Here is a 25334-nt window from a genome sequence, read left to right as displayed (position 1 = left end):
AAAGTGCGAAGGGGGTCCCCCTTTCAACTCCCACGAGAGAGATTCACTGTTTTTCGCCGGCGAAATGGCGGCGCTAACAGATTGATTAGGCCGGAGATGGCCAAAGAACCGCTGGCCGCCAGATGGGGCGAACCCCTTCGTGGCGACACAGTTAAAAATGGATGGGCGGGGCAAGGCCCCGATCCCGTCGGAGAAGAACCGCGATGACGCGCGCAGTTGCGAAGAGCAGGAACGGAACGGCCCTTTCGGGCCCCGTCTTTGCGCCGTCCCCAATCGCCCTGACAAGACACACCGCAAGGCCGCTCGCCCCCCAGGGAGGCGCGTGGCCCATGTGCTGTGCAACGTGAAAACATGCCTAAGAAAATGCTTATCGATGCCACCCACGCGGAAGAGACCCGCGTTGTGGTGGTGGACGGAAACAAGGTTGAGGAATTTGACTTTGAATCCGAAAATCGCCGCCAACTGGCCGGCAACATATATCTCGCAAAAGTAACCCGGGTTGAGCCGTCTTTGCAGGCGGCCTTTGTAGACTATGGTGGTAATCGCCATGGTTTCCTGGCTTTTTCCGAGATCCACCCGGATTATTACCAGATCCCCGTTGCCGACCGGCAGGCGCTTTTGGAAGAAGAACGCGCCTATGCCGAAGCGCAGGCCGCGCGCGATGAGGATGAGGACAAGCCCAAGAAACGCCGCTCTCGCTCGCGCAGCCGCTCGAAGGCGAAAGCCGAAGAGGCTAATGCCCAGGACGCCAAGACCTCAGCCGAGATTGAGGGCATGGAAACCGTCGATCTAACCGATGAAGACGAAGTTGAGGTGGATGAGAGCGAAGCCTCCTCTCCGATGGAGCGGGTGCCTGAGGCCCCTGTGGATTCGCCAGATGCCGCTGAGTTGGACGCCGCAGAGGCAGACACTGCTGACGACAGCGATGCTGATACAGATGCAGACGACGAAGGTGAGGCCAAGGCCACCGATGCGACTGCAAAGGACGAAAGCATCGAATCCGTCGCCGATGAAGATGACAGTGAAGATATTCGCCCCGCGCGCAAGCCACGTCCGCGGCGCTACAAAATTCAGGAAGTGATAAAAGTCCGCCAGATTCTGCTGGTGCAGGTCGTCAAAGAAGAGCGCGGCAACAAGGGTGCTGCGCTGACCACCTACCTCAGCCTGGCGGGTCGGTATTGTGTTTTGATGCCCAACACCGCGCGTGGTGGCGGGATCAGTCGCAAGATCACCAATGCGGCCGACCGCAAGAAGCTGAAAGAAATCGCGGGCGAGATTTCCGTGCCGCAAGGGGCGGGCCTGATCGTGCGCACAGCGGGGGCCAAGCGCACCCGTGCGGAGATCAAACGCGATTATGAGTATCTCCAACGTTTGTGGGAACAGATCCGCGAATTGACGTTGAAGTCGATTGCGCCTGCCAAGATCTATGAGGAAGGCGATCTGATCAAACGGTCGATCCGCGATTTGTACAACCGCGAGATTGATGAGGTTTTTGTGGAAGGTGAGCGGGGCTATCGCATCGCCAAGGACTTCATGAAGATGATCATGCCGTCCCATGCCAAAAACGTGAAACGCTATGAAGACGGCCTGCCGCTTTTTGCGCGGTATCAGGTGGAAGGCTATCTTGCTGGCATGTTCAACCCAACGGTGCAACTGCCGTCGGGTGGCTATATCGTCATCGGCGTGACCGAGGCTTTGGTGGCCATCGACGTGAACTCGGGCCGGGCGACCAAAGAAGGCTCAATTGAGCAGACCGCGACCAAGACTAACTTGGAAGCTGCCGATGAGGTGGCGCGCCAGTTGCGCCTGCGCGATCTGGCCGGTCTGATCGTGATTGACTTCATCGACATGGATGAGCGCAAAAACAACACCGCCGTTGAAAAGCGCATGAAAGACAAGCTTAAGACGGACCGCGCGCGCATCCAGGTGGGCCGTATCTCGGGCTTTGGTCTGATGGAAATGTCGCGCCAACGTCTGCGGCCAGGTATGATTGAGGCGACAACGCAGCCTTGTCCGGCGTGCCATGGCACGGGTCTGATCCGCTCAGATGACAGTCTGGCGCTATCTATTATTCGCCAGATGGAAGAAGAAGGCACGCGCCGCCGCACCCGTGAGGTGCTGGTCAAAGCGCCGGTCAGCATTGCCAATTTCCTGATGAACGCCAAGCGCGAGCATGTGGCGCAGATTGAGGCGCGGTATGGCATGGCCGTTAGGATCGAAGGCGATCCAATGTTGGTCAGCCCTGATTTCTCAATGGAGAAGTTCAAAACAGCGACCCGCAATGTGCCCCAAGCGGGTGAGGCGGTGGTATCTGTTGATACCTCGCTGATGGACCAGGTGGATGAGGATGAGGCCGAAGCGGCTGAGGCCTCTGAGGCCGCAGAGGTCGAAAACCAAGAGGGTACTGCCGATACCGAAGGCAAGCCCAAGCGGCGCAGACGGCGGCGGCGGAGCCGGGGCCGGGGCAAGTCTGGCGGCGGTGACGCTCATCAGGCGGATGGCGCAAACGGGGATGAGGGGGCTGAGGCTCCGTCAGAGGCCAAGGATGCGGGTGAGGCATCAGAGACCTCGGATGACGCGGCGGCTGAGGCTCCAGCGGCTGAGACATCAGATGCGGCAGAGCAAGAGGCTCCGAAGAAAAAAACCACCCGCAGCCGGTCGCGCTCCACCAAGGCGAAGGCCGAGGCGGCGGATGCCCCGCAAGCTGACGACGCTGTTGCCAGCGAAGAGGTGCCAGCGGCAGAGGAGAAACCCAAGCCCAAGCGCAGCCGGTCGTCCTCTAAAAAGAAAGCGGAAGAAGCTGCGGCTGAGGCTGCTGCACCGAGGCAGAGACATCTGACGCGCCGGAAGCTGAGGCAGAGGAAAAGCCCAAGCCCAAGCGCACCCGCAAACCTGCGGCGAAAAAGGCGGCGGCACCAGAAGCTGATGCAGCAGCAGAAGCTGTGCCCGGTGATGAGGCGGCTGAGGCCCTGAAGCCCAAGAAGACCCGCAGCCGGGCCAAGCCCAAAAGGAAGAGGCCGCTGACGCCCCTGCGCCAGAGCCGACACCTGCACCAGAGCCGACGCCCGCGCCAGAACCGACGCCGGAACCGGCCCCAGCTGCCCCCGTGGCAGAGGCCAAGCCAGAGGAGCCAGCCAAACCCAAGCGTAAAGGTTGGTGGTCTTTGGGCCGATAAACCAAAAAACGCCACCGTTCTTCGGTGGCGTTTTCATTTGCGGCAGAGCTTGGCGTCATCGGTGCGCGCGGCATTCGTTTTGCAGACACACGTAAACCTGGGTCACACCGCCGCGCCTGAAATCCAGCGTTTTAACCGGGTGTGCGATGCGCGGCCATGCAGTTTGGGTGTATTCCGCCTTAGGGCGCGGTTTTCTCCACCAGATAGATTTGCACGCCGCCCTGGTCTTCGGTTGAAACCAACCGGTGCCTGCTTTCGGCGCAGAAATGCGGCACATCCACGATTGCGGCAGGGTCATCCGCCATCAGCCGCATCTGATCACCCACGGCCAGCCCCGCCAGCCTTTTGCGCAGTTTCAGCACGGGCAGGGGGCAAAGCAGCCCGGTCGCATCAAGGTCATGTATCGCCATGGCGCGGCGATAGCGAAGAAACGCGCGCAAGGAAAGACCGTAACGTGCAACACAAGCATGTGACCAATCACCGCGTGACGCTCGGGCTGATCGGGGTTAGGTGTAGCGCATGTTCGGCTTTGACCTCATAGACGCCAGCCTTCTGCCTGCGATGATGATCGCCTTGGTGGCAGGCACGCTCAGCTTTCTGAGCCCTTGCGTCTTGCCCATCGTGCCGCCCTATCTGGCCTACATGAGCGGCGTGTCGTTAAATGACATGTCGTCCGAGCGGGAAGCGCGGCGCAAGGCGGTGATTTCGGCGCTGTTCTTTGTATTGGGGCTTAGCACGGTTTTCCTGATCCTGGGCTTTACGGCATCGGCCTTTGGCGCGTTTTTCCTGCAAAATCAGGTGCTTTTCGCGCAGATCTCAGGTGTTGTGATCATTATCTTCGGGCTGCACTTTCTGGGTGTCTTTCGCATCCCGCTTCTGGACCAAGAGGCGCGGTTGGATGCGGGTGACAAGGGCGGCAGCAGTCTGGGGGCCTATGTGCTGGGCCTGGCCTTTGCGTTCGGCTGGACGCCCTGCATTGGGCCGCAGCTGGGGGCGATCCTGACCTTGGCAGCCTCTGAGGCGTCGGTGTCCAAGGGCACGCTATTGCTGGGGGTTTACGCAGCTGGGCTGGGCATTCCGTTCCTGTTGGCTGCGATGTTCATCACCAATGCCACCCGTGTGATGAACCGGCTCAAGCGGCATATGAAAATGATTGAACGGGTGATGGGCGGCCTGCTGGTTCTTGTGGGCTTTGCCATGGTCACAGGGGCTTTCACCAGTTTCGCCTTTTGGCTGCTTGAGACATTTCCCGCGCTGGCCACGCTGGGCTAGCCGGCGCGTAACCTCTTATCAACCTTTCAAAAACCACTATGCTGCACGCAAGAGGGCAGTATGGATCATCAAGCAAAACAACAGGTGCGATCCCGCCAGGTTTTCTACATTCCTGGCTACGATCCGATTCATCCCCGCCGCTACCGCGAGCTGTACCGAAAAGAAGGGGCCGCACAGGCGGCGATTTCTGGCTATGACCTCACGCTTAGCCCCAAACCCACCACCGACACCTATGGCTGGCGGGTGGCCGCGCGCATTGGCGGGCAGCAGGTTCAGACGGAGGTGGATGTGCTGGTCTGGTCCGACATCGTGCGGGACAGCATGGACAGCTCCATTGCGGCCACGTACCTGCAACTGCTGCGCACGGCGTGGATTTATGTCTCAACCGGTGCACTCTGGCGGTTGATGCGCCTGCGCAAAGGCCCTGTGATCGCAGCGCTGTACCCAATTGGCATGTTGATCGCTCAGCTTATCCTGTCGGTGCTGGTTGGGCTGGCCTTGGGGACTTTTGCGGGCTGGGCCGTCCGCACTGTCATGGGGATGGTGATCACGGCAGAAACAGCAACCCTCGCGGGACAAGCGGCAACGGCATCTGTTGCACTTTTGATGGCGGTTGCCACGCTGCGCTGGTGGAAACGCAAAGATGGTAAGCTCTTTGCCCATTATTTGATGCTGGATTACGCGCATTCAGCCTCCCTTAGGGGGCGTATCCGCAAGAACTGGAAGACCGCTTGGCCGCATTTCGCACCACCATCCTTGCAGCCCTGCGTTCAGACGTGGATGAGGTGTTGATCGTGGGCCATTCGTCAGGCGCACATCTGGCGATATCCATCCTGGCAGATCTGATCCGCGACAAGGCCGTCCCCAGCGATGGCCCCGCGTTGTCATTTTTGAGCCTGGGGCAGGTGGTGCCAATGGTCTCTTTCCTGCCTGAGGCGCAGCGGCTGCGCGCCGATCTGCAAACGCTTTCGACGCAAGATACCTTGCCCTGGGTCGATGTCACCGCGCCTGGGGACGGATGCGCCTTTGCGCTCTGTGATCCGGTGGCGGTGTCGGGCGTGGCAACGGACGGAAAAACATGGCCGCTGGTGTTTTCTGCAGCCTTTACCCAAACGCTCAGCCCCGCGCGTTGGAAAGCGCTGCGCTGGCGGTTCTTTCGGCTGCATTTCCAGTACCTTTGCGCCTTTGACCGGCCAAAGGACTATGATTATTTCCAGATCACTGCTGGGCCGCAGACATTGCGTGCGCGCTATGCGGGGCGGCCGCCGTCAAAGTCGCGCATTGACCATGCGGTCAGCAAATACACGTCGGTTGCCGCATGACCTTGCCGCCGAAACCGCCCAGCCGTGCCGATAAGGTATCGCTTTGGCGGTATTTGCGGCTGTTTCGGCAAGACATCCTGTCCGCACAGCCAGCGCGGCTTTACCGGGCCTGGATGGCGGAGTTTAAGACGCCGTTTTTTCGCAGCTACATGATCAACCAGCCCGAGCTTGTGCGCACGGTTCTGCAGGAACGGCCCGCCGATTTCCCCAAATCCGACCGGATCGGTGAGGGGCTGCGCCCCCTTCTGGGGCGTTCGGTGTTTCTGACCAACGGTGCTACCTGGGAACGCCAGCGGCGCATCATCGACCCGGCCTTTGAAGGCGGGCGGTTGCGGGAAAGCTTTCCCGCCATGTGGGCCGCCTCAGAAGCCTTTGCAGTAAGGCTGGACGGGCAGGCGGGACAGGCGCTTGAGATTGAGGCCGCAACCAGCCACGCCGCAGCCGATGTGATTTTTCGCACCTTGTTTTCGTTGCACATTGATCATCACCTGGCCCGAGCTGTCTTTGCCGCTTTTGGCACCTACCAACGTTCACAACCGCTGTTAAACCTGGCCGCATTCGTGCCGTTGCCGCGGTGGATGCCCCGGTTTTTCCGCGGTGGGACCCGGCAAAGCGCGCAAGAGATCCGCCGTCTGATCACCGATCTAACCCAGCGCCGGATGGCAGAGGTGGCCGCCGGAACCGCGCCGGATGATCTGGCCACCAAGATCATCACCACCATTGACCCACAGACCGGGGAACGCTTTGAGGCCGAAGAAATGGTGGATCAGGTCGCCATCTTCTTTTTGGCAGGCCATGAAACCAGTGCGTCTGCCCTGGCGTGGACGCTCTATCTGTTGGCCACGCATCCTGAGTGGCAAGACCGCGTGGCAGCTGAGGCACAGGCCCTGCAGGGGCCGGATTTTGCGGTGATGTCCCAGTTAAAGATCAGCCGGGATGTGTTTCGCGAAGCGCTGCGGCTTTATCCGCCGGTGCCAATGATGGTGCGTGAGACCCAAGGGCGTGAGCGCTTTCGCGACAGGGCCGTGCCCAAGGGTGCGCAGGTGGTCATCAGCCCCTGGCATCTGCACCGTCAGGAACGGCTTTGGGAAAACCCTGATGGGTTTGATCCGAGCCGCTGGCAGACGGAGAACGGCCAATCCTGCGCCCGGCAGGCCTTTATCCCGTTCTCTGCCGGGCCGCGCGTCTGTCCGGGGGCAGGGTTTGCGATGATTGAGGGGCCGCTGTTGTTGTCGCGGCTTTTGCGCGACTACCGCGTGTTGCCGGACCCCGCGCAGGTGCCACGCCCGGTCGCGCATCTGACAGTGCGGTCACAAAATGGCATCTGGCTGCGGCTGGAACGGCGCTAGGTTCTACCATCTTGGGCCGCTATCCCGTAAAACCTCAGGGAACGGAATCAGACAGCAGGACGGACCCATGAACGCAGCACAAAAAGCGCAGATGCACAGCGGCAAAGGCTTTATCGCGGCGTTAGACCAATCGGGCGGCTCCACGCCAAAGGCATTGGCGCTCTATGGCGTTGAGCCTGCAGATTACTCCGGCGATGAAGAGATGTTTGCGGCGATGCATGCCATGCGCACGCGGATCATCAAGGCGGATGCCTTCACGGCTGACAAAGTGATCGGCGCGATCCTTTTTGAGCGGACCATGGACAGCGCCATTGATGGCAAGCCGGTGGCACAGGTGCTTTGGGAAGACCGTGGCGTCGTGCCTTTTTTGAAGATCGACAAGGGGTTGGAGGACGAAGCGCAAGACGTCCAGCTGCTGAAGCCGATGCCGGGGCTTGAGGCGCTTTTGGCCCGGGCCGCTGAGGCGGGCATTTTCGGGACCAAGGAACGTTCCGTGATCCATGCCGCCAATGAAGCCGGGATTGACGCCGTTGTGGCACAGCAAATTGAGGTGGCAAAGGCGGTCTGCGCCGCTGGCTTGGTGCCGATCATTGAGCCAGAGGTGAACATCCACTCAGACACCAAATCTGAGGCGGAGGAGATGTTGGCGGCAGCACTCATGCGCCATATCTCAGCACTTGAGGATGCCGAAGTGGTAATGCTGAAGCTGACGATCCCGGAAAAGCCCGGGCTCTATGATCCGCTGGCGGATCATCCGAATGTGTTGCGGGTGGTGGCTTTGTCCGGGGGCTATTCCACTGACGAGGCCTGCGCACGGCTGAGTAAGAACAGCAAGATGATCGCAAGTTTCAGCCGGGCGCTGACCGAAGGGTTGAATGTTGCGATGTCAGATGCGGACTTTGAAGCGGCGCTTGGATCGAATATTTCAAAGATCTACGAGGCGTCTGTGGCTTAGAGCGCTTTTGGCGGGCGGTTGCCGAACTCTTTAAAGAGTTCGGTTCATTTCCTTCAAAGGAAATGGCGAAAATCGCGTTATGGGCTAATGGACCGAAGCCTTTAAAGGCTTCGATCTGTTTCCTTCAAAGGAAACAGGCACAGGCACCTGAGTTGCAAATTCACCGAAGTCTTTAAAGACTTCGCCCCGTTTCCTTCAAAGGAAACGCCATCACATTAAGGCCCACGTGCCGCAACAGCAGCAGCCTTCGCCCGCGTCATCACACGCACCGGTTCCTGATTGCAGAAAATCACCAACTGCCCGGCATTCGCGACGGCATTGAACCCCCGCCGGTCCAGTTCCGCCAGAAACACCCCCAAACCGACATACCGCTCAATATCGCGGATCTTTCGACGCACCACACCGCCCTCACAGGCGGCTTTGGCACTAAAAACATGCATCATCCAATGTTCAGAAGAAAGCTCAACAGGCAAAGTCATGACCTTAGACTAGGCAGTCACGGTAAACGGTTCCTTAACGACTTCAGCACATAGAGCCGGATGGCCGACGCCAGCCCGACATCCAGCCCACGTTCCGCATCAATTTCGGCCACCAAGGCGTTGATTGGCATGTCTTTCTCAGCCGCGATTGCGCGAAACTCGGCCCAGAACTCATCCTCCAGCGACACCGATGTGCGGTGCCCTCTCAGCGTGACGGAGTGTTTTACGGGGCGCCGGCTCATGGCTCGCGCTTATGTCCGTCCAGATCCCGCGCGGCTTTCTCTTCTTCGGCGCGCGCAGCGTCTTTGTCGGCCTTGCTGCGTCCAAAGGCCACCGCATTGCGGTCTGCGCGCGCCTTCTTCTCGGCGCGCGCGCGGTCCTTGCGGACCTTGTTGAGGTTGATGGGCGTGCTCACTTAGGCCCGATCATCTGCTCAGGGCGCACAACCTTGTCAAAGGTCTCTGCGTCCACAAAGCCAAGCGCTATCGCCTCTTCCTTGAGGGTCGTGCCGTTCTTATGCGCGGTCTTGGCAACTTTGGTGGCATTGTCATAGCCGATGGTTGGGGCAAGCGCTGTGACCAGCATCAGGCTTTCTTTCATCAGCTTGTCGATCCGCGCCTCATTGGCCTGAGTGCCCACCACCATATTGTCGGTGAAAGACGACGCTGCATCGCCCAAAAGCTGCATGGATTGAATGACGTTATAGCTCATCATCGGGTTGTAGACGTTCAGCTCAAAATGCCCCTGGCTGCCGGCAAAGCCCACAGCCGCATCGTTGCCCATCACATGGGCGCAGACCATTGTCAGTGCCTCAGCTTGGGTGGGATTCACCTTGCCCGGCATGATCGAAGAGCCGGGCTCATTCTCAGGCAAGATCAGCTCGCCCAGGCCAGAGCGGGGGCCGGAGCCCAAAAGCCGCATGTCATTGGCGATCTTGAACATGGAGGCAGCCACGGTCTTGAGCGCGCCGGAGAACATGACCATCGCGTCGTGCGCGGCCAAAGCCTCAAACTTGTTGGGGGCGGTGACAAAGGGCAGGCCGGTGATGTTGGCGATCTCTGTGGCCACCTTTTCGGCAAAGCCCTTGCGGGTGTTGAGCCCAGTGCCCACCGCCGTGCCGCCCTGAGCCAGCTCGTAGATGTCTGGCAAACAGGCCTCAACCCGCTCAATCGCTTTGGCCATCTGATGGGCATAGCCGCCAAATTCCTGGCCCAGCGTCAGCGGTGTGGCATCTTGGGTGTGGGTCCGCCCGATTTTGATGATGTCTTTGAACTCATCTGATTTTGCCGCCAATGCGGCCTGCAGCTTGCGCAAGCCCGGCAACAGCGTATCGCGGGCCACCATGCCAATGCCCACATGCATCGCCGTGGGGAAGGTATCGTTCGAAGACTGCCCCATGTTGCAGTGATCATTTGGGTGCACAGGCGTCTTGGATCCCATCTGACCGCCCAAAATCTCAATCGCGCGGTTAGAGATCACCTCGTTAGAGTTCATGTTGGATTGCGTGCCAGAGCCGGTCTGCCAGACCACCAGCGGGAAGTTGTCATCGAACTTGCCGTCGATCACCTCTTGAGCGGCTTGCTGAATAGCCGGGGCCAGGCCTGCGTCCAGGTCGCCAAATTCCAGGTTCACCGTGGCGCAGGCTTTCTTGATCACACCCAAAGCGCGCACAATGGCGACAGGCTGCTTTTCCCAGCCGATGGGGAAGTTCATGATAGAGCGCTGGGTCTGCGCGCCCCAATATTTATCGGCAGGGACCTCCAATGGGCCAAAGCTATCGGTTTCGGTGCGGGTGTCGGCCATGTCAGGCTCCTTGCGTCTTGGCTGTTGGCACGGGTTTAGCGCCGCGTCCCAAGCGGTGCAATTGATCGGTGGCGCTAACGGGCGTGTTATTTCCGAAATGAATCGAGTGACACGATGTCGGCATCCTTTGCCGGTGTCTCAGCAACCTCGACATCGGGCGTGGCGGCCTCAGGCACTTTTGCCACGGCCGTGCTCTCTGACGTTTCTGCGTCGCCGTCTTGCTGTTCAAACCGCAGGCCAAACTCAACGGATGGGTCAACAAAGGTGCGGATGGCGTCGTAGGGGATATAGAGCGGCTCAGGCGCGTCGCCAAAATTCAGCGTGACGGAAAAACCTTCGTCGCTGACTTCTAGATTGTCATACCAATGCTGCATCACAACCGTCATTTCACCGGGATAGCGATCAGACAGCCAGTCCGCCAATTCAGCGTCCGGGTGGGCCGTGTCGAAGGTGATAAAGAAGTGGTGGTTTCCGGGCAGGCCACGGTCAGCAACACCCAGCAATACCTTGCGAATAAGCCCTCGCATGGCATCGTGCATCAGGTTGCCATAGTCAATTTCTCGGCTCATGGGCCCTCTCGCCGCCTTCTGTTCGCGCCTCAGCATACCCTTTTTGTAATAGAACGAAAGTGCCTTCGTGTCACAGCATGGCCATTGCCAGCGCAAGAACAGCCAGGACGCCCATTGTTTGCACAAAGCCCCACTGCCGCCACAGCATCAACAGGCCCGCAATCACCGTAAGGATCGCGGCCTGCGGCACAAAGCTGCCGGGCGCGGGCAGGGGGACCGCCAGCCAGTGATCCGCGCGCACTGAGGCAAACCAGACGTGCAAGGCAAACCAAACCGACAGATTGGCGATCACGCCGACCACAGCTGCCGTAATCCCTGCCAGCGCGCCAACCAGCCGGGGTTGGGCAGAGATCTTTTCCAGATAGGGACCAGCAAGGAAGATCCACAAAAAGCATGGGCAGAAGGTGACCCACAGCGCCATGGCCCCGGCGGCCAAAGCGCCGCTTAGTCCCGATTGAGCATGACCGGCCAACAAGGCCACGAATTCCGTCACCAGGATCAAAGGCCCCGGCGTCGTTTCTGCCAGTCCAAGCGCGTCGATCATCTGCTGGGTGCTGATCCAGCCGTAATTCTGCACAACGGTTTGGGTCATATAGGCAAGGACCGCATAGGCCCCGCCAAAGGTCACAATGGCGAGCTTTGAAAAGAACAATCCGAGTTGCATCAGAAATGCCTGATCCAAAGCCCAGACCAAGGCCAGAGGGGCCACCCAAAGCGCTGACCACAGCACGACCGTCTTGAGGGGTTGGGCAGGGCGCGGGCTGGAATTCTCTTGGGGGTGGTTTTGCGCCGCAAACCCCAGCATCCCCCACAGCCCTGCCGCCAGAACGATCAGCGGAAAGAGGCAGGCCCAGCACAAAGAGCGCTAGAAAAGACAACGCGGCCAGTGTCCAGCCCTGCAACCCGATAAGCGCTTTGCCCGCCACTTTGCGCAACGCCTGAAAGACCACGACGATCACCGTTGCTTTGATGCCCAGGAACGCGGCCTGCACCAAGGGCACCTGCCCAAAGGAGGCATACCCCAGCGCCAGCGCCGCAATCACGCAGGCCCCCGGCATGACAAAAAGCAGCCCCGCCAAAAGCCCGCCCGCCACACCGCGCAGCCGCCAGCCGGCATAGGTGGCCAGTTGCATCGCCTCAGGCCCAGGCAGCAACATGCAGAGCGATAGCGCCTTGAGATAGGCGTTCTCTGTTAGCCAAGGGCGTGTTTCGACCAACTCGCGGTGCATCAAGGCGATTTGGGCCGCGGGTCCTCCGAAGGATAGCAGGCCAATACGGCCAAAGACGCGGATCATCTCTGACCAATCAGGTGCGGTCACGTGTCAGGCCCTTGGTCTGCGGCAGGCTCCAGGCTGCTGTGGGTCTCACCCTGGCCGTCTCTGGCCCAGCGGAAGAGAGCGTCATAGACCGTGAGGCCCAGATCAAGCTGCGCCAGATCGTCTTTGCAATGACGCGAAAGCCCGATTGAGATGGCCAGCAGGCCCGGAGCCTCAGGCACTGTGTCCGGCACGCCGGTGTCCGCGGCACGGATCACCTGGGCCATGCGGTCAAGGGCAGGGGTGTGCAGGCCAAAGACATCCAACATCTTATCAAAGGTGCACTGCGTGCCTTCGTGCGTCCAAAAGGTGCCCGCCACGTCAAAGGGGGTAGCCCCATACCGTTCTGCCACGCCCATCACCTCAGTCGGAGCCACAAAAAGGAACCTTGCGGCAGGATCGACAAACCGCCGGATGAGCCAGGGGCAGGCAATCCGGTCAATCTTGGGGCGGTGGCGGGTCACCCAAAGGGAGCTGGTGCCGACAGGGGCAGGGATCGTGGCCGCCGGGATGCGCACGGCAGCCTCATGCGCGCGCCAGCCGTGATTGCCGCCTTGCAGAAACTCTGCCTGCAGGCCAGCGCCGCGCAAAAGCGCCGCCATGCCCTGGCTCAGCTTCTTGCCCTTTTGGCAAATGACCACCACCCGCTGGTTCTGCAGCTTGCCCAACAGACCTTCGGGATCATCGAAAGGATGGCGCCGAGGCGCCGGGGATCAAATAGGGATCAGCGTCAAAGTCTTCATCCAGCGACACATCCACAAGCACGGGACAGGCGGGCGTTCCGATCAAACGCAACAATTGGGCGACGGTGATTTCATTTGGGGCTGCCATGGCATGCATCCTTCTGCTGGAAAGATGCGAACTTCTGGCCTTGACCTCACGGGGCGTTCGCGGCACTCCCCTTATTTGAAAAATGACCAGTGTCGCGGGGGTTTGTCAAGCCAGCCTGAGAGTTACGCCACCAACTGCTGTGGGGGCTCGGGCGTTTCTTCTGCCTCAGCAGGGGTGGCGTCTTCGGCCACACGTGGAGAGTCGGGGTGATGGGGACGGGGCAGGCGCAGGGTAAAGGTGCATCCCTGGCCTGGCACACTGGTTGCAGTCAGTTCACCCCCGTGGGCGCGGGCAATATCGCTTGAGATTGCCAGACCCAGACCCGTGCCGCCGTATTTCCGCCCTGAGGAGGAATCCACCTGGTGGAACGCCTCAAACACGCGGGTCAGGTGTTCTTTGGGAATGCCGATCCCGGTATCGGTGACGGCAAAGGACACGTAGTCATCGGTTTGATCGACGGCGACGGTGATCTTGCCCTCATCGGTGAACTTGGTGGCATTGCCAATCAGGTTGATCAGGATTTGCTGGATGCGCTGGCTGTCAGCGATCAGCACATGCTGGGGGCAGTCCAATTCGATCGCCAGGCCTTTTTCCTCGGCCATTGGCGTCATCTGATCCACGATGGGCTGGGCAATCGCGTCGGCGGTGATCTCTTGCATGTCCATCGACAAGGTGCCGGAATCGATCTTGGCGAAATCCAGGATCTCACTGATCAGGGTAAAGAGGTGATTGCCTGAGCGTTCCAGCGATTCCATCATCTTGGCGATTTGCGCGGCCATGGCATCGGCCTGTGCGACGGTCTGCTGGGGGTCACTGTCTTGGTCTTCAATGCCTGCGCGCAGGTTCTTGAACACAGGCATGTTCTTGATGTTCTTGGCCAATTGCGCATGGCCCAGAATGACCGTCAGCGGCGTGCGCAGCTCGTGGCTCAGCACGCCCATAAACTCGGTCTTGGCCTCATTCGCGGCCTCCGCTGCGATCTGCGCTTTCTTCAAATCGGTGATGTCGATGCGAAGACCCACCACGCTGCCATCGTCCATGGGGCGGTCATAGGCCCGGATCAGGCGGCCATCTGCCAGGATCTGTTCATTATCCCCCACCTCGCCGTCAAGGCGCTTGGCCCATTCTTCGTACCATTCTTCCTCATTGCCCACCGCATCAGGGATCAGCCCGTTCTCCAGGTTGGCTTTCACGATGTCTTCGTAGCGCGTGCCAACCCGCACCATGCCAGAGCCGCCCGCCAACTGTTTGTAGCGTTCGTTAAAGGCGATCAGCCGGCGGTCCGCGTCAAACATCACAAAGCCATGATCAAGCGCTTCAATACCGTTTGACAGGATTTTCTCCGCCTTTCTGCGCCGCGCCAGCAGGCCCATTACGTACCAAAGCCCCCCAAGGATCAGCGTTATGGCCAGCAGACCCTGCAGCATCCGCGCGGCATAATCAGGTTGGCGCGCGGGCCAGCCTCCATCCGGGGTGGCGGCCATTTGCCACTGGCCGAAAGGAAATTGAACGTCCAAAAAGATCGGGTTTTTCCCCAGCACCGCCGCGTCACCCAAGATGGTGGCGGCTGTGCCGGTTGCGGGCGTCGGCATCTCACGGATGAAGATGTCAAACCGGGTGTTCAGATCTTCATACCCGAGGTTTTCAAGAAGCTTGTCATAGTTCAGCGCCGCGGACACGCTGCCCCAAAGCTTGCGTTTGCCATCGCTGCCGCGTTCTTCAACGGGGTTGTGCATGACCAGTGCTGCGTTGCCGTCGGGCAAGGTGACAGGGGCGGTCAGGTGACCTTCACCCGCCTCAAGTGCGGCCACCAGACGCTCAGACGTGGCAGAGGCGATTTGGTCTGTGCCCACCATTCCTTCGTTGCCAAAGCGCGGGAAGACGCGGTCAACCACGTGATCAGGTGCCAAATGGATGGAACGAAACTCAGGGTTGGCCAAAACAAAGTCCAAGGCCTTGATGTTGAACTCGGCCAGATTGATCTCAGAGTTCTGGCCCAAAACCACGGAAAGTTCATTGAACTCCAGAATGCTGTCAATCAAAGCCGTCTCAATGGTTTCGCGCACATCCACCAGCTCAACCGTCGCATCCAGCTTAAGATCGCGCACATAGCTTTGGTAAGACAGCTCTTCGAACTTTGCAAAAAGCGCCAGCATGATGGCCCCCACCGCGGCAAGAAAGCCAAGGCGCCACACCATAGGGGGCACTTTGTGAAGGGTCTTAAAGGTTTGTGGTGCTGGAACGGGTACATGTTGCATGCCGTGCGCGACCTTTTACTGCTTCTGTTTCAGCAAGGATTGCAGGCAAATTTGGGCAAATTGAGGCAGAGATCTGGCAAATTCTACCAAAAGGCGAAATTTCGCCAATGCCGCAGGTATAATTTGTTTGGGAGGATAAATGCAGGTTTCTGTTGCCAGGTACCTGCGAACCCCGCCTAGGGCTGCAAAGCGCTAGGACTTAGATTTCAGTATCTCCGGTCGCTTACGCGGCCATTGCTACTGGAGCACGATTGTCATTTGCAATTGTACAGTTTTCGCCGGTAACGGTGGCAGACAGCCGAGACAAAGCTAACCCCTTTAGACGTTCGTCGATCCTATTTCGGCCCCATGATCCCCAAATGAAGGATGTTGGTGGAGCCGCCGGGTACCGCCCCCGGGTCCGATCCGCTTATTACGAGCGCGTTTATGTCCATAGTCCGAAGACAAGGGTTAGATAGCCACTGGCGTGACGAGTTTCAAGTTAGATTGAAGGACCTATGGCCCGCCGGGCAGCATAGCCTTAGCCGGGGGGTGCCAGACCTTGGGCTGGCGCATAGCGCCGCTGAGGTGCGGCAGTTTATCTCTCAGCCGAAAGACCAAGTCATCAATGTCTCGTTCACAGAACCCAAAGCGCTAGACCAGGGGAAGGTCTGGCGCTGCCCGGCGGGCCGAAGGCGCTTGATTCCGGGCTGGCCTCTCAAACTACCCCTTCGCCGCTGCGCGCGCCGCCAGCGCACTCGCCGCTAAGGCCCGCGTCTCTGCTTCCAATGCTGTCAGTCCCGCCTCAATCGCCGGACCGTCGCCAGCTTCCACCGCGTCGGCAATATCCGTATGCATCCCCACAATCCGCGCCCTGTCGCGCGCCGTAAAGGTGATCATGTTCATCAAGGGCTGCATCGCCTCAACGGCCCCCGCCAATTGATAGGACATCACCGGATTGCCCGCGCCATCCACCAACGCGCGGTGGAACGCCACGTCTGAGGCGCAGAATGCCTCATCCGTCAGCCCGGGCTGCGCCTGGCGGTGGATCTCGGCGCGCATGGTGGCCAGATGATCTGCGGTGCGGCGCACCGCTGACAGCGCCGCACAGGCCCGCTCCAACGCATAGCGCGCCTCGCAGGCGGTCTCAAAACTCACCGCGTTCATGCTGAGCAGCAGGGTAGAGGTGGTGATCTGCTGCGAATAGGCCTCTTCAAAGCTGATGCGGTTCACGAAGGCACCGCCTGTCGCCCCGCGCTGCGTGCGGATCAGCGATTGCGCTGCCAGACGCTTCAAAGCCTCCCGCACCGTGGGGCGTGAGACATCAAACTGTTCGGCCAGTTCCGCCTCAGAGGGCAGACGCTGATCCACGATCAGCTCACCCTGCACAATCGCATCGCGAATGGCTGAGGCGATTTGTACGGAAAGATCGGCAGAGCTGTCGGGGTCAATTTTCATATGTCTTACATTTAATGTTTGCGAGGGTTCTAATTGTCTGACATTAACTTTGCAACAACGGATGAGTCGGGGAGGGCTCTCATGCAGGGTGCTGTGCGCACATCGCTTTGGCTGGCATTCTTTGGCCTGGTCCTGGTGTCCTGGGTCATGATGTACAGCATGGCCATGGACATGGATCTTGATCTGCTGGGCCGCCCCGGTGAGATGGGCGCGCGCATGGCCGCGATGGACCCCCGGATGCCGATGTATATGCCGATGGCCAACTTCGGCCCGCTCTTTTGGATGTGGGCGGCGATGATGGCCGCGATGATGTTGCCCACAATGGTCCCCACTTTGCGCTCTTATGAAGACCTGATGGTCAGTGCGACGGGCACGCGGGCCGGCTGGGTCGGGGTGATTTTGGGCTATTTCATCGTCTGGGTCGCCTTTGCCGCCATCATTGCGGGCGTGCAGCTGGCGCTGTTATTCGGTGGCGTTGTGGACATGCTGGGCATTGCCAAATCACGCTGGTTCGCCGCCGCGCTTTTGCTGGTTGTGGGCCTCTTCCAGTTCACCCGCACCAAAGAGATTTGCCACGGCGTCTGCCACTCCCCCATGACCTATTTCCTAGGCCATTGGAAAACCGGCTTTGCGGGCGGGTTGCGCATGGGCCTTGGCCTGGGGGCGTTTTGTGTGGGATGCTGCTGGGGCTTTATGGCGCTTGGCTTTGCGGGCGGGGTGATGAACCTGGCTTGGATGGGGCTGGCGACGCTGTTTATGGTGGTGGAAAAGCTGCCACAAGTTGGACACTACGTGACAAGACCTATGGGTTTTGCCCTGATCATCGGCGCAGGCGTCGTGGCGGGCTGGCCCCTGATTGCAGGAGGATAATATGCCACCCAAGAAAAGACCTGACGCAGACCGTCTGCCCATTTCGCAGCGGATCGACAGCCGGATGCCCAACCCGGGCCGCCGGGATCAAAGCCCAACCGAATGGGCGATCAAAGGTGAGCTGTTCCTCAACTGCTCCTGCACCGTTTTTTGCCCCTGCGTGGTCAGCCTTGGTGCGCATCCGCCCACCGAAGGGCATTGCCACGCCTGGATGGCCATCGCGATTGATGAGGGCCATTATGAGGGTGAAGACCTGGGCGGGTTGAACGTGGGCCTCTTGGTCGACATCCCCGGCCGCATGGGAGAGGGCAACTGGAAGGTTGCCGCCTATGTTGACGAGCGCGCCTCTGGCAAAGCCTATAACGGCATCTTGCAGATCTTCTCAGGTGCGGCGGGCGGCACAACCGGCCTTTTCACCATGTTGGTGAGTGAGATCATCGGCGCCGAACGTGCGCCGGTTGAGATCATCCGCGATGGCACCAAACGCTCCATCCAAATCGGGCGCAAGATCCAGGGTGAGATTGAGATGATCGCGGGCAAATCGCCTGAGCATCCGGTGATGGTGTCCAACTCCAAATACTGGATGGGGCCTGACATCATCGCGGCCCAAGGCCTGAAAAGCCGGGTGCGGGATTATGGTCGTGTCTGGGATTTTGGCGGTAAATCAGCTGAGATTTGTCCCATTGATTGGCAAGGTCCACGTGCATGATCACGCCAGCATATGTGCGTGAGATGTCACGCTACAATGCGTGGCAAAACAAACAGATCGCTGGTTTTATTGAAGTAATGGATCAAGAGGCTTTGACCCTTGATCGGGGTGCCTTCTGCGGCTCAATCCTGGGCACGCTCAATCACTTGCTTTGGTGTGATGCGATCTGGATGCACCGCTGGTCGGCGCTGGCAGAGCCACCCGTGGCCATTGATACGGTCGAGGATACCTTTGCCGTCACCAACACCGGTGCTGAGTGGTGGGCCGCGCGCGCACCCTTGGACGCCAACATTAAATCCTGGGCGGATGCCATGGATGCACAGACGCTGGCGGGGGACCTCACCTGGTTCTCTGGTGTTCAGCAACAAAACCTCACGGAGCCGCTTGCCGGTTGCGTGCTACACTTCTTCAACCACCAGACCCACCACCGGGGCCAGGTTCATGCGCTGCTGACAGCCGCAGGATCCAAAGCGCCGGTCAGTGATCTGGTCTTCATGCCGGAGGATGCCTGATGGTGCTATTATCCCCCTCTCGCAGGTTGCGTCGCACACCCTTCTCCGAAGGGGTCGAGGCTGCGGGTGTCAAAGCTTACACAATCTATAACCACATGCTGCTGCCCACCGTGTTTCGCAGCGTCGAGGAAGACTATCGCCATCTAAAAGAGGCGGTGCAGGTCTGGGACGTCGCTGTGGAACGCCAGGTAGAGCTGCGCGGCCCGGATGCGGCCAAGCTGATGCAGATGCTGACGCCCCGTGATCTGCGGGCGATGCTGCCGGGGCGGTGTTTCTACGTGCCCATCGTCGATGAGACGGGCGGGATGCTGAACGATCCGGTCGCGGTCAAGCTGGCAGAGGACCGGTGGTGGATCTCCATTGCGGACAGTGATCTGCTGTTCTGGGTCAAGGGCATCGCCAATGGCTACCGGCTGGATGTGCTGGTGGATGAGCCGGATGTGAGCCCCCTGGCGGTCCAAGGACCGAAGGCGGATGAGTTGATGGCAAGGGTCTTTGGCGATGGGGTGCGCGACATCCGTTTTTTCCGTTTTGGCCTGCATGAATTCCAAGGCCAGCAGATGGTCATCGCCCGGTCAGGCTATTCCAAACAGGGTGGCTTTGAGATCTATGTCGAAGGCAGCCACCTGGGCATGCCGCTTTGGAATGCTTTGATGGAGGCGGGCAAAGATCTGGACGTCCACGCCGGTTGTCCCAACGGGATTGAGCGGATTGAGGGCGGATTGCTGAGCTACGGCAATGACATGACCGACGACAACACCCCCCATGAATGCGGGCTGGAGCGGTTCTGTGACACGCGGACGGCGATTGGCTGCATGGGCCGTGATGCGCTGTTGCGGGTGTCAAAAGAAGGCCCGGTGCAACAGATCCGCGCGATTGAGATTTCGGGTGACAAGGTGCCGCTCTGCGATCGGCCCTGGCCATTGATGGCGGGCGACCGACAGGTGGGGCAGGTGACCTCTGCGGCCTGGTCGCCGGATTTCTCAACCAACGTGGCGATTGGCATGGTGCGCATGACCCACTGGGATGAGGGCACCGACCTTGACGTGATGCTGCCAAATGAGGGTCCGGTCCGCCCAGGTATGGGAGACCTTCTGGATCTAAGGTAAGGTTTGAAAAAACGTGGTCCCCGGGGGGACAGTCGTTAGCCTTAGCGATGTGACATAATTTCAGCTGGTTACCGGGTGATCCTCACCTGATACCAGCAAACAAATGATGAATGATTGACAGGGCCAGCGCCCGGAAAATGGAGATATTGCGATGTTCAACGCACTTGTTGTTAACAAAGATGATGAGGGCAAAACCTCTGCCTCGGTCGAAGAAATCAGCCTAGAGCAGCTGCCCGAAGGCAATGTGACGGTGGCCGTTGAATATTCCACCGTGAACTACAAAGACGGTCTGTGCATCGGTCCGGGTGGCGGGTTGGTGCGGAACTACCCGCATGTGCCCGGCATTGATTTTGCAGGCACCGTCGAAAGCTCTGACGATGACCGCTACAAGCCGGGCGACAAAGTTGTGCTGACCGGCTGGCGTGTGGGCGAAGTGCACTGGGGTGGTTATGCGCAAAAGGCACGGGTCAACGCCGATTGGCTGGTGCCTCTGCCCGCCGGGCTCGACACACGTCAGGCGATGGCGGTGGGCACCGCTGGGTTCACGGCGATGCTGTCTGTGATGGCGCTGCAGGATCATGGCATCAAGTCAGGTCCGGTGCTGGTCACAGGGGCTGCAGGCGGCGTTGGCTCCGTGGCCACGGCGATCTTGGCAAAGCTGGGCCATGAGGTCGCTGGCGTGACCGGGCGTCCTGAAACGGCCGACTACCTGAAAGAGCTGGGTGCCACACAGATCGTTGCACGTGATGAGATCAACGAGACCACCAAACGCCCGCTTGAGGCTGAAATTTGGGGCGGCTGTGTTGATGCGGTAGGCGGCGCGATGCTGGGCCGGTTGCTGGGCCAGATGCAATATGGCGCAAGCGTTGCTGCGGTGGGTCTGGCCGGCGGAGCGGCCTTGCCTGCGACGGTCATTCCGTTCCTGCTGCGCGGTGTGAACCTTTTGGGGATCGATTCCGTGATGCAGCCTTATGACAATCGCCTGCGGGCCTGGGAACGGATTGCAACGGACCTGCCGATGGACAAGCTGGAAGCGATGGTGCAGCCCGCGAGACTGTCTGATCTGCCGGGACTGGGTGCGGACATCCTGAAAGGTCAGGTCAAGGGCCGCGTTGTGGTAGACGTCAACGCGTAACCGATGCCGAAGGTCGACCTTTCGCGCCTGCCTGTCACCACGGTGCCGGGCCGCGCCTCGGCTGTGCTGGGCGCGCTTGGTGCGTTTGAGGGCCGGTCGGTAACGGCACCTTTTGACATGGCGCATCTTGGGGCTGGGGTGGAAACCTTGGCCCCCGGCGCGCAATCATCGCACCGTCATTGGCACACAAAGGTGGATGAGATTGTTGTCGTCCTTGAGGGGCAGCTTTCCCTGATAGAAGAGGACGGCCCGGTGCCGTTGCAGGCAGGCGATATCGCGGTCTTTCCCGCAGGGGAGCCATTGGGCCACTGCCTGCGCAATGACAGCGCTGGACCCGCGCGGTTTTTCGTTGTGTCGTCGCAAGATGCGGCGGATCGCTGTCATTACGCAGACGCCGACCTGATCGCTGAGGCTGATGGCACCCTGCGCCGCGCCGACGGCACGTTTCTTCACGCCAAGGAGGATACCTCATGATGGCCCGAGAATGCGGTGTGCCGCGCGATGGGTTGCTGGACCGCTACGTCGAACACCCCGGTGCCTACACCGATTGTTTTGAAGTCATGCACCCGCTGGAGGCTGACCTTGAGGCCTTTATCACCGCGTTTTATACCACCTGGCTCTTTCGGCTGGAGCGGCTGGTGCTCAGCGTTGGTCTGCGTCATGTGATCAGAGATGCTGAGGTGCATGCGCTTGCGCGTGGGCACAGCACCACCTTTGCGGCTTGGCGTGTCGAAGACCGGGGGGCGCTGAAATCCTGCTGACCGACATTTCCGGTGCCACGCGTTCATATCTGGCGGTATCACCCAAAGAGGGTGGCGTGACCCGGCTGATCTTTGGCTCGGCTGTGATGCCACGGGCGGATGGTACGTTGTCACCCATGGTGCAGCGCTTTATGCCTGTGCACCGGTTCTATTCCCGCGCCCTTTTGCGGTTGGCTGAGCATAAATTGCGTCGCGGCTGACCCTCGACCATCGGCGCGGGGCTGCGTAGAAGGGGACACCAAAGAGGGAGCACGTCTATGTCCGCCTATGATGATGAAAACATCTTTGCCAAAATCCTGCGGGGCGAAATCCCCTGTTTCAAGGTTTATGAAGATGAGGAAACCCTTTGTTTCATGGACATTTTCCTCGGACTGAGGGGCATTGTCTGGTGATCCCGAAAACCCCTTGCCGCAATATGCTGGATGCCACGGATGCGCAGTTGGCGGCCTGTATGAAGACCGTGAACAAGGTCGCGAATGCGGCAAAGGCGGCCTTTGACGCGGATGGCGTGACGCTTTTTCAGTTTAATGAGGCCGCAGGCGGGCAAGAGGTGTTCCATCTGCATTTCCACATTCATCCCCGCCAAGAAGGCGTGCCGATCCGCCCTGCGGGCCAGCCCGGTGATATGGACGTCATCAAAGCCAACGCTGAGAAGATCATCGCGCATCTGGGCTAAGGCGGGGCCAAGCGCCACCTCAGGTAGGATATCCCGCGACGGGTGGCCGCGCGGGTCGGAGGTTTTGCAGGCGCAGGCCGAACTTGGGTTGCGACACAGTGTCGATGGCCTAGACCTTGGCCTGCGCTTGGCTTAACTCTGCCACAGAAATGAGGAAGGCGCGCCATGGCAGGACAACGCAAGCTTTTTGAAGAAGTCGGCAGCACGGAAACGGCCAAGCCCGTGGCGCAAACCGGCGTCATTGATCGGGGCCGCAGCACGGCGCGGGGGGCTATTCGGGTCTGGCTGATGATCCTTTTTGCGCTGGTCTTTATCATGATCGCCGTGGGCGGCATGACGCGGCTGACGGATTCGGGTCTGTCGATCACCGAATGGCGGCCCATCACGGGCGCTATTCCACCGCTTAACGACGCGGACTGGGCCTCAGAGTTTGAGAAATATCAGCAGATTGATGAGTTCAAGCTGCAGAACTCTTGGATGAGCCTTTCTGATTTCAAAGTCATCTATTGGTGGGAATGGGGCCATCGCCAACTGGGCCGGGTGATCGGGTTGGTCTGGGCGGTTGGCTTTTTGTGGTTCCTGCTGCGCCGTCAGATCCCCACGGGCTGGACACCTCGGTTGCTGCTTTTGGGCGCGCTTGGCGGCGCGCAGGGGGCGATTGGCTGGTGGATGGTTGCCTCTGGCGTAACCTCGGGCGAGGGGATGCTGGACGTCAAAAGCTACCGGCTTGCCACCCACCTGGGACTGGCCTTTGTTATTTTGGGCTTCATCACCTGGTACGTGCTGATGCTGGGCCGGGCCGAGCGGGACCTGATGCAGGCGCGCCGTGCCAAAGAGGCCAAGCAATACGGTCTGGCAACGGGGCTCTTGCATTTCAGTTTTCTGCAGATCCTTTTGGGCGCGCTTGTCGCAGGCATTGATGCGGGGCGGTATTTCATCGACTGGCCGCTGATGCAGGGGCAGTTTTTCCCGCCTGACGCATTTGATCTGACACCGGGCTGGCGGAACTTCTTTGAAAACGCAGGGCTTGTGCAGTTCATGCACCGGGTCAGCGGCTATTTGCTGTTTGTCTTTGGCGTCGTTGTCTGGCTGCGCGGGCGGCGTTCGGCCCATCCCACCACACGCTTTGCGTTCAATGCGGTGATGGCGGTGCTTAGCCTGCAGGTGGTCTGGGGCATTTTCACGGTATTGTATGCCGCCCCTGTGCATTTGGCGCTGGTCCATCAGGCCTTGGCCGTGGTCTTGTGGGTGCTGATCCTGCGCGCCCGGTTCCTAAGCGCCTATCCCATTGCAACATCCCTAAGAGAGGCCTGAGATGACCGCATATGAAGAGTTGATGGCGCACCAGCGCGAAACCCAGGCGCTTGGCCAGGTGATGGGGCGTTTGGGCTGGGACCAAGAAACGATGATGCCGCGGGGGGCAGCGCCCCAACGCGCAGAAGAGATGGCCGCCCTTGAAGGCGTGCTGCATGCGCGGCGGGTCGACAGCAAGGTGGCCGATTGGCTGGCCGCCATTGATGGAGCGGCGCTGGATGATGTGGGCCGGGCCAACCTGCGCGAAATTCAACGCAGCTTTGACCGCGCCAGCAAGGTGCCTGCGGCACTGGCTGCGCGCATTGCGCGCGTGACGTCTGAGGCGCAGGGCATCTGGGCTGAGGCGCGCGGGGCGGATGATTTCGCAGCCTTTGCGCCAACACTCAAAGAGGTGCTGACCCTCAAACGCGAAGAGGGTGCGGCGCTGGCGGCGGGCGGCGATGTCTATGACGCCATGCTGCAAGATTACGAACCGGGTGCCACGGGGGCCGAACTGGACGCGATGTTTGGCGCCTTGCGTCCCGAGCTGACCGCGTTGCGCGCCGCCGTCAAGGCGGCTGAGGCACCTGCACCGCTTGCTGGCGCATTTGATGAAGCCCAGCAAATGATGCTGACCGAAAAACTGGCACTGGCCTTCGGTTATGACCTGGCCCATGGCCGGGTGGACAAGGCGGTGCATCCGTTCTCCTCCGGCTCTGGTCTGGATGTCCGCATCACCACACGGACCAGCGCCACTGATCCCTTCAACTGTTTCTATTCCACCATTCATGAGGTCGGCCACGCCGCCTATGAACAAGGCATCTCAGCCGATTATCTACTGACACCCTTGGGGCGGGGCGCGTCGATGGGCGTGCACGAAAGCCAAAGCCGGATTTATGAAAACCAGCTGGGGCGCAGCCGGGCGTTTACGGGCTGGCTGTATGCGCAGATGAAGGGTGTGTTCGGCGATTTTGGCGTGGCGGATGAAGATGCGTTCTACCGCGTTGTGAACCGCGTCTCAGACGGGTTCATCCGCACCGAGGCGGATGAGTTGCAATATAACCTGCACATCATGCTGCGCTTTGATCTTGAGCGCGCCTTGGTCAGTGGCGATTTGCAGGTGGATGATCTGGAAGCCGCCTGGAACGACCGGTTTGCCGCGGACTTTGGCTATCCGGTGGACAAACCCTCAAACGGGGTGTTGCAGGATGTGCATTGGTCCGTGGGCCTGTTTGGGTATTTCCCGACCTACAGCCTTGGCAATGTCTATGCCGGTTGCCTGCATGAGGCGCTGCGCCGCGATGTGACGGATCTGGACGCGGAATTGGCGCGTGGGGATACGGCGGCGGCAACAGGCTGGCTGCGGCAGAACCTGCAGCAGCACGGCAGCCTTTATGAGCCCAAAGATGTGATCGCCCGCGCCACGGGGGCCGCCCCCAGTGAGGCGCCTTTGCTGGCCTATCTGAAAACCAAGTTTTCCGATCTTTACGGGCTGTGAGCCTG

22 protein-coding genes, 1 other RNA gene and 5 pseudogenes are annotated in these 25334 nt (G+C 59.9%); 16 read left to right on the top strand and 12 right to left on the bottom strand.

The window, feature by feature from the left end; translation table 11 throughout:
- Positions 1-351: 351 nt before the first annotated feature.
- Positions 352-3175: pseudogene (locus ACZ1HM_RS12000) on the top strand (Rne/Rng family ribonuclease).
- A 179-nt stretch (positions 3176-3354) separates the two neighbouring features.
- Here the strand turns inward: ACZ1HM_RS12000 and ACZ1HM_RS11995 are convergent.
- The gene (locus tag ACZ1HM_RS11995) at positions 3355-3585 is read right to left on the bottom strand and encodes a sulfurtransferase TusA family protein (protein WP_472744612.1); all 231 of its coding nucleotides are present in this window, start codon (positions 3583-3585) and stop codon (positions 3355-3357) included.
- Positions 3586-3694: 109 nt separating this feature from the next.
- Between ACZ1HM_RS11995 and ACZ1HM_RS11990 the strand changes: the two genes are divergently transcribed.
- The 4 genes and pseudogenes from ACZ1HM_RS11990 (at position 3695) to ACZ1HM_RS11975 (ending at position 8073) form a co-directional block, all read left to right on the top strand.
- Positions 3695-4447 carry a cytochrome c biogenesis CcdA family protein gene (locus tag ACZ1HM_RS11990; RefSeq protein ID WP_472742974.1) on the top strand — a complete coding sequence of 251 codons (753 nt, stop codon included), beginning with the start codon at positions 3695-3697 and terminating at the stop codon, positions 4445-4447.
- Between the two features lie 60 nt (positions 4448-4507).
- Positions 4508-5769, top strand: a pseudogene (locus tag ACZ1HM_RS11985) (hypothetical protein).
- Positions 5766-7118 carry a cytochrome P450 gene (locus tag ACZ1HM_RS11980; protein ID WP_472742973.1) on the top strand — a complete coding sequence of 451 codons (1353 nt, stop codon included), beginning with the start codon at positions 5766-5768 and terminating at the stop codon, positions 7116-7118. The pseudogene ACZ1HM_RS11985 and the gene ACZ1HM_RS11980 overlap by 4 nt, the downstream one beginning before the upstream one ends.
- Positions 7119-7185: 67 nt before the next feature.
- A complete protein-coding gene (locus ACZ1HM_RS11975) occupies positions 7186-8073 on the top strand; it encodes a fructose bisphosphate aldolase (protein ID WP_472742972.1) in 888 nt (295 codons plus the stop codon).
- A gap of 215 nt (positions 8074-8288) precedes the next feature.
- Here the strand turns inward: ACZ1HM_RS11975 and ACZ1HM_RS11970 are convergent, their stop codons facing one another.
- The 11 genes and pseudogenes from ACZ1HM_RS11970 to ACZ1HM_RS11920 form a co-directional block, all read right to left on the bottom strand.
- Positions 8289-8552 (bottom strand): N-(5'-phosphoribosyl)anthranilate isomerase, encoded by a 264-nt coding sequence (locus ACZ1HM_RS11970; RefSeq protein ID WP_472742971.1) that lies wholly within the window; start codon positions 8550-8552, stop codon positions 8289-8291.
- Positions 8553-8569: 17 nt separating this feature from the next.
- Positions 8570-8794: a ribbon-helix-helix domain-containing protein gene (locus ACZ1HM_RS11965; RefSeq protein WP_472742970.1), complete on the bottom strand. Its 225-nt coding sequence runs from the start codon at positions 8792-8794 to the stop codon at positions 8570-8572.
- Positions 8791-8967, bottom strand: a complete 177-nt coding sequence (locus ACZ1HM_RS11960; protein WP_472742969.1) for a DUF4169 family protein — start codon at positions 8965-8967, stop codon at positions 8791-8793. The genes ACZ1HM_RS11965 and ACZ1HM_RS11960 overlap by 4 nt, the downstream gene beginning before the upstream one ends.
- Complete coding sequence (gene fumC / locus ACZ1HM_RS11955; protein WP_472742968.1) at positions 8964-10355, bottom strand: class II fumarate hydratase; 1392 nt, start codon at positions 10353-10355, stop codon at positions 8964-8966. The genes ACZ1HM_RS11960 and fumC overlap by 4 nt, the downstream gene beginning before the upstream one ends.
- An 86-nt stretch (positions 10356-10441) precedes the next feature.
- Positions 10442-10924, bottom strand: a complete 483-nt coding sequence (locus tag ACZ1HM_RS11950) for an SspB family protein (protein WP_472742967.1) — start codon at positions 10922-10924, stop codon at positions 10442-10444.
- 70 nt (positions 10925-10994) lie between these two features.
- Positions 10995-12219: pseudogene (chrA, locus tag ACZ1HM_RS11945) on the bottom strand (chromate efflux transporter).
- 20 nt (positions 12220-12239) lie between these two features.
- Positions 12240-12908: a chromate resistance protein ChrB domain-containing protein gene (locus tag ACZ1HM_RS11940; protein ID WP_472742966.1), complete on the bottom strand. Its 669-nt coding sequence runs from the start codon at positions 12906-12908 to the stop codon at positions 12240-12242.
- A gap of 13 nt (positions 12909-12921) precedes the next feature.
- Positions 12922-13071 carry a rhodanese-like domain-containing protein gene (locus ACZ1HM_RS11935; RefSeq protein WP_472742965.1) on the bottom strand — a complete coding sequence of 50 codons (150 nt, stop codon included), beginning with the start codon at positions 13069-13071 and terminating at the stop codon, positions 12922-12924.
- Positions 13072-13193: 122 nt separating this feature from the next.
- A complete protein-coding gene (locus ACZ1HM_RS11930) occupies positions 13194-15269 on the bottom strand; it encodes an ATP-binding protein (protein ID WP_472742964.1) in 2076 nt (691 codons plus the stop codon).
- Positions 15270-15467: 198 nt separating this feature from the next.
- Positions 15468-15813: a transfer-messenger RNA gene (gene ssrA / locus ACZ1HM_RS11925) on the bottom strand.
- Positions 15814-16031: 218 nt separating this feature from the next.
- On the bottom strand, positions 16032-16766 hold the full coding sequence (locus ACZ1HM_RS11920) for a FadR/GntR family transcriptional regulator (RefSeq protein WP_472742963.1): 735 nt from the start codon (positions 16764-16766) through the stop codon (positions 16032-16034).
- Between the two features lie 81 nt (positions 16767-16847).
- Here ACZ1HM_RS11920 and ACZ1HM_RS11915 point away from each other — a divergent pair, with 81 nt between their 5' ends.
- The 11 genes and pseudogenes from ACZ1HM_RS11915 to ACZ1HM_RS11865 all read left to right on the top strand — a co-directional run bounded on the left by ACZ1HM_RS11915 (position 16848) and on the right by ACZ1HM_RS11865 (position 25329).
- Positions 16848-17636, top strand: coding sequence for a DUF2182 domain-containing protein (locus tag ACZ1HM_RS11915; protein WP_472742962.1), 789 nt, complete (start codon positions 16848-16850; stop codon positions 17634-17636).
- A gap of 1 nt (position 17637) precedes the next feature.
- On the top strand, positions 17638-18345 hold the full coding sequence (locus ACZ1HM_RS11910; RefSeq protein ID WP_472742961.1) for a DUF1326 domain-containing protein: 708 nt from the start codon (positions 17638-17640) through the stop codon (positions 18343-18345).
- A complete protein-coding gene (locus ACZ1HM_RS11905; protein WP_472742960.1) occupies positions 18342-18857 on the top strand; it encodes a DinB family protein in 516 nt (171 codons plus the stop codon). Before ACZ1HM_RS11910 ends, ACZ1HM_RS11905 begins: the two co-directional genes overlap by 4 nt.
- Positions 18857-19961, top strand: a pseudogene (locus ACZ1HM_RS11900) (dimethylsulfoniopropionate demethylase). The gene ACZ1HM_RS11905 and the pseudogene ACZ1HM_RS11900 overlap by 1 nt, the downstream one beginning before the upstream one ends.
- A 156-nt stretch (positions 19962-20117) precedes the next feature.
- Positions 20118-21101, top strand: a complete 984-nt coding sequence (acuI, locus tag ACZ1HM_RS11895) for an acryloyl-CoA reductase (protein WP_472742959.1) — start codon at positions 20118-20120, stop codon at positions 21099-21101.
- A gap of 3 nt (positions 21102-21104) precedes the next feature.
- Positions 21105-21575: a cupin domain-containing protein gene (locus tag ACZ1HM_RS11890; protein WP_472742958.1), complete on the top strand. Its 471-nt coding sequence runs from the start codon at positions 21105-21107 to the stop codon at positions 21573-21575.
- Positions 21572-21862: a hypothetical protein gene (locus ACZ1HM_RS11885; RefSeq protein ID WP_472742957.1), complete on the top strand. Its 291-nt coding sequence runs from the start codon at positions 21572-21574 to the stop codon at positions 21860-21862. Before ACZ1HM_RS11890 ends, ACZ1HM_RS11885 begins: the two co-directional genes overlap by 4 nt.
- Positions 21863-21918: 56 nt before the next feature.
- On the top strand, positions 21919-22062 hold the full coding sequence (locus ACZ1HM_RS11880) for a hypothetical protein (RefSeq protein WP_472742956.1): 144 nt from the start codon (positions 21919-21921) through the stop codon (positions 22060-22062).
- A 57-nt stretch (positions 22063-22119) separates the two neighbouring features.
- Positions 22120-22538 (top strand): annotated as a pseudogene (locus ACZ1HM_RS11875) (HIT family protein).
- Between the two features lie 165 nt (positions 22539-22703).
- Positions 22704-23852 (top strand): heme A synthase, encoded by a 1149-nt coding sequence (ctaA, locus tag ACZ1HM_RS11870; RefSeq protein ID WP_472742955.1) that lies wholly within the window; start codon positions 22704-22706, stop codon positions 23850-23852.
- A 1-nt stretch (position 23853) separates the two neighbouring features.
- Positions 23854-25329, top strand: coding sequence for a carboxypeptidase M32 (locus ACZ1HM_RS11865; protein ID WP_472742954.1), 1476 nt, complete (start codon positions 23854-23856; stop codon positions 25327-25329).
- Positions 25330-25334 lie beyond the last annotated feature (5 nt).

Source organism: Sulfitobacter sp. GN1-4 (assembly GCF_055693825.1).
The sequence above is the reverse complement of the archived record's forward strand: the minus strand, read 5'-3'. Positions and strand labels throughout refer to the sequence as shown.

Excerpts from the sequence above, each read along its gene's own strand:
- ACZ1HM_RS11995 (WP_472744612.1), bottom strand. The coding sequence starts at position 3,585 with ATGGCGATACATGACCTTGATGCGACCGGGCTGCTTTGCCCCCTGCCC.
- ACZ1HM_RS11990 (WP_472742974.1), top strand. The coding sequence starts at position 3,695 with ATGTTCGGCTTTGACCTCATAGACGCCAGCCTTCTGCCTGCGATGATG.
- ACZ1HM_RS11980 (WP_472742973.1), top strand. The coding sequence starts at position 5,766 with ATGACCTTGCCGCCGAAACCGCCCAGCCGTGCCGATAAGGTATCGCTT.
- ACZ1HM_RS11975 (WP_472742972.1), top strand. The coding sequence starts at position 7,186 with ATGAACGCAGCACAAAAAGCGCAGATGCACAGCGGCAAAGGCTTTATC.
- ACZ1HM_RS11970 (WP_472742971.1), bottom strand. The coding sequence starts at position 8,552 with ATGACTTTGCCTGTTGAGCTTTCTTCTGAACATTGGATGATGCATGTT.
- ACZ1HM_RS11965 (WP_472742970.1), bottom strand. The coding sequence starts at position 8,794 with ATGAGCCGGCGCCCCGTAAAACACTCCGTCACGCTGAGAGGGCACCGC.
- fumC (WP_472742968.1), bottom strand. The coding sequence starts at position 10,355 with ATGGCCGACACCCGCACCGAAACCGATAGCTTTGGCCCATTGGAGGTC.
- ACZ1HM_RS11950 (WP_472742967.1), bottom strand. The coding sequence starts at position 10,924 with ATGAGCCGAGAAATTGACTATGGCAACCTGATGCACGATGCCATGCGA.
- ACZ1HM_RS11935 (WP_472742965.1), bottom strand. The coding sequence starts at position 13,071 with ATGGCAGCCCCAAATGAAATCACCGTCGCCCAATTGTTGCGTTTGATC.
- ACZ1HM_RS11930 (WP_472742964.1), bottom strand. The coding sequence starts at position 15,269 with ATGGTGTGGCGCCTTGGCTTTCTTGCCGCGGTGGGGGCCATCATGCTG.
- ACZ1HM_RS11920 (WP_472742963.1), bottom strand. The coding sequence starts at position 16,766 with ATGAAAATTGACCCCGACAGCTCTGCCGATCTTTCCGTACAAATCGCC.
- ACZ1HM_RS11915 (WP_472742962.1), top strand. The coding sequence starts at position 16,848 with ATGCAGGGTGCTGTGCGCACATCGCTTTGGCTGGCATTCTTTGGCCTG.
- ACZ1HM_RS11910 (WP_472742961.1), top strand. The coding sequence starts at position 17,638 with ATGCCACCCAAGAAAAGACCTGACGCAGACCGTCTGCCCATTTCGCAG.
- ACZ1HM_RS11905 (WP_472742960.1), top strand. The coding sequence starts at position 18,342 with ATGATCACGCCAGCATATGTGCGTGAGATGTCACGCTACAATGCGTGG.
- acuI (WP_472742959.1), top strand. The coding sequence starts at position 20,118 with ATGTTCAACGCACTTGTTGTTAACAAAGATGATGAGGGCAAAACCTCT.
- ACZ1HM_RS11890 (WP_472742958.1), top strand. The coding sequence starts at position 21,105 with ATGCCGAAGGTCGACCTTTCGCGCCTGCCTGTCACCACGGTGCCGGGC.
- ACZ1HM_RS11885 (WP_472742957.1), top strand. The coding sequence starts at position 21,572 with ATGATGGCCCGAGAATGCGGTGTGCCGCGCGATGGGTTGCTGGACCGC.
- ctaA (WP_472742955.1), top strand. The coding sequence starts at position 22,704 with ATGGCAGGACAACGCAAGCTTTTTGAAGAAGTCGGCAGCACGGAAACG.
- ACZ1HM_RS11865 (WP_472742954.1), top strand. The coding sequence starts at position 23,854 with ATGACCGCATATGAAGAGTTGATGGCGCACCAGCGCGAAACCCAGGCG.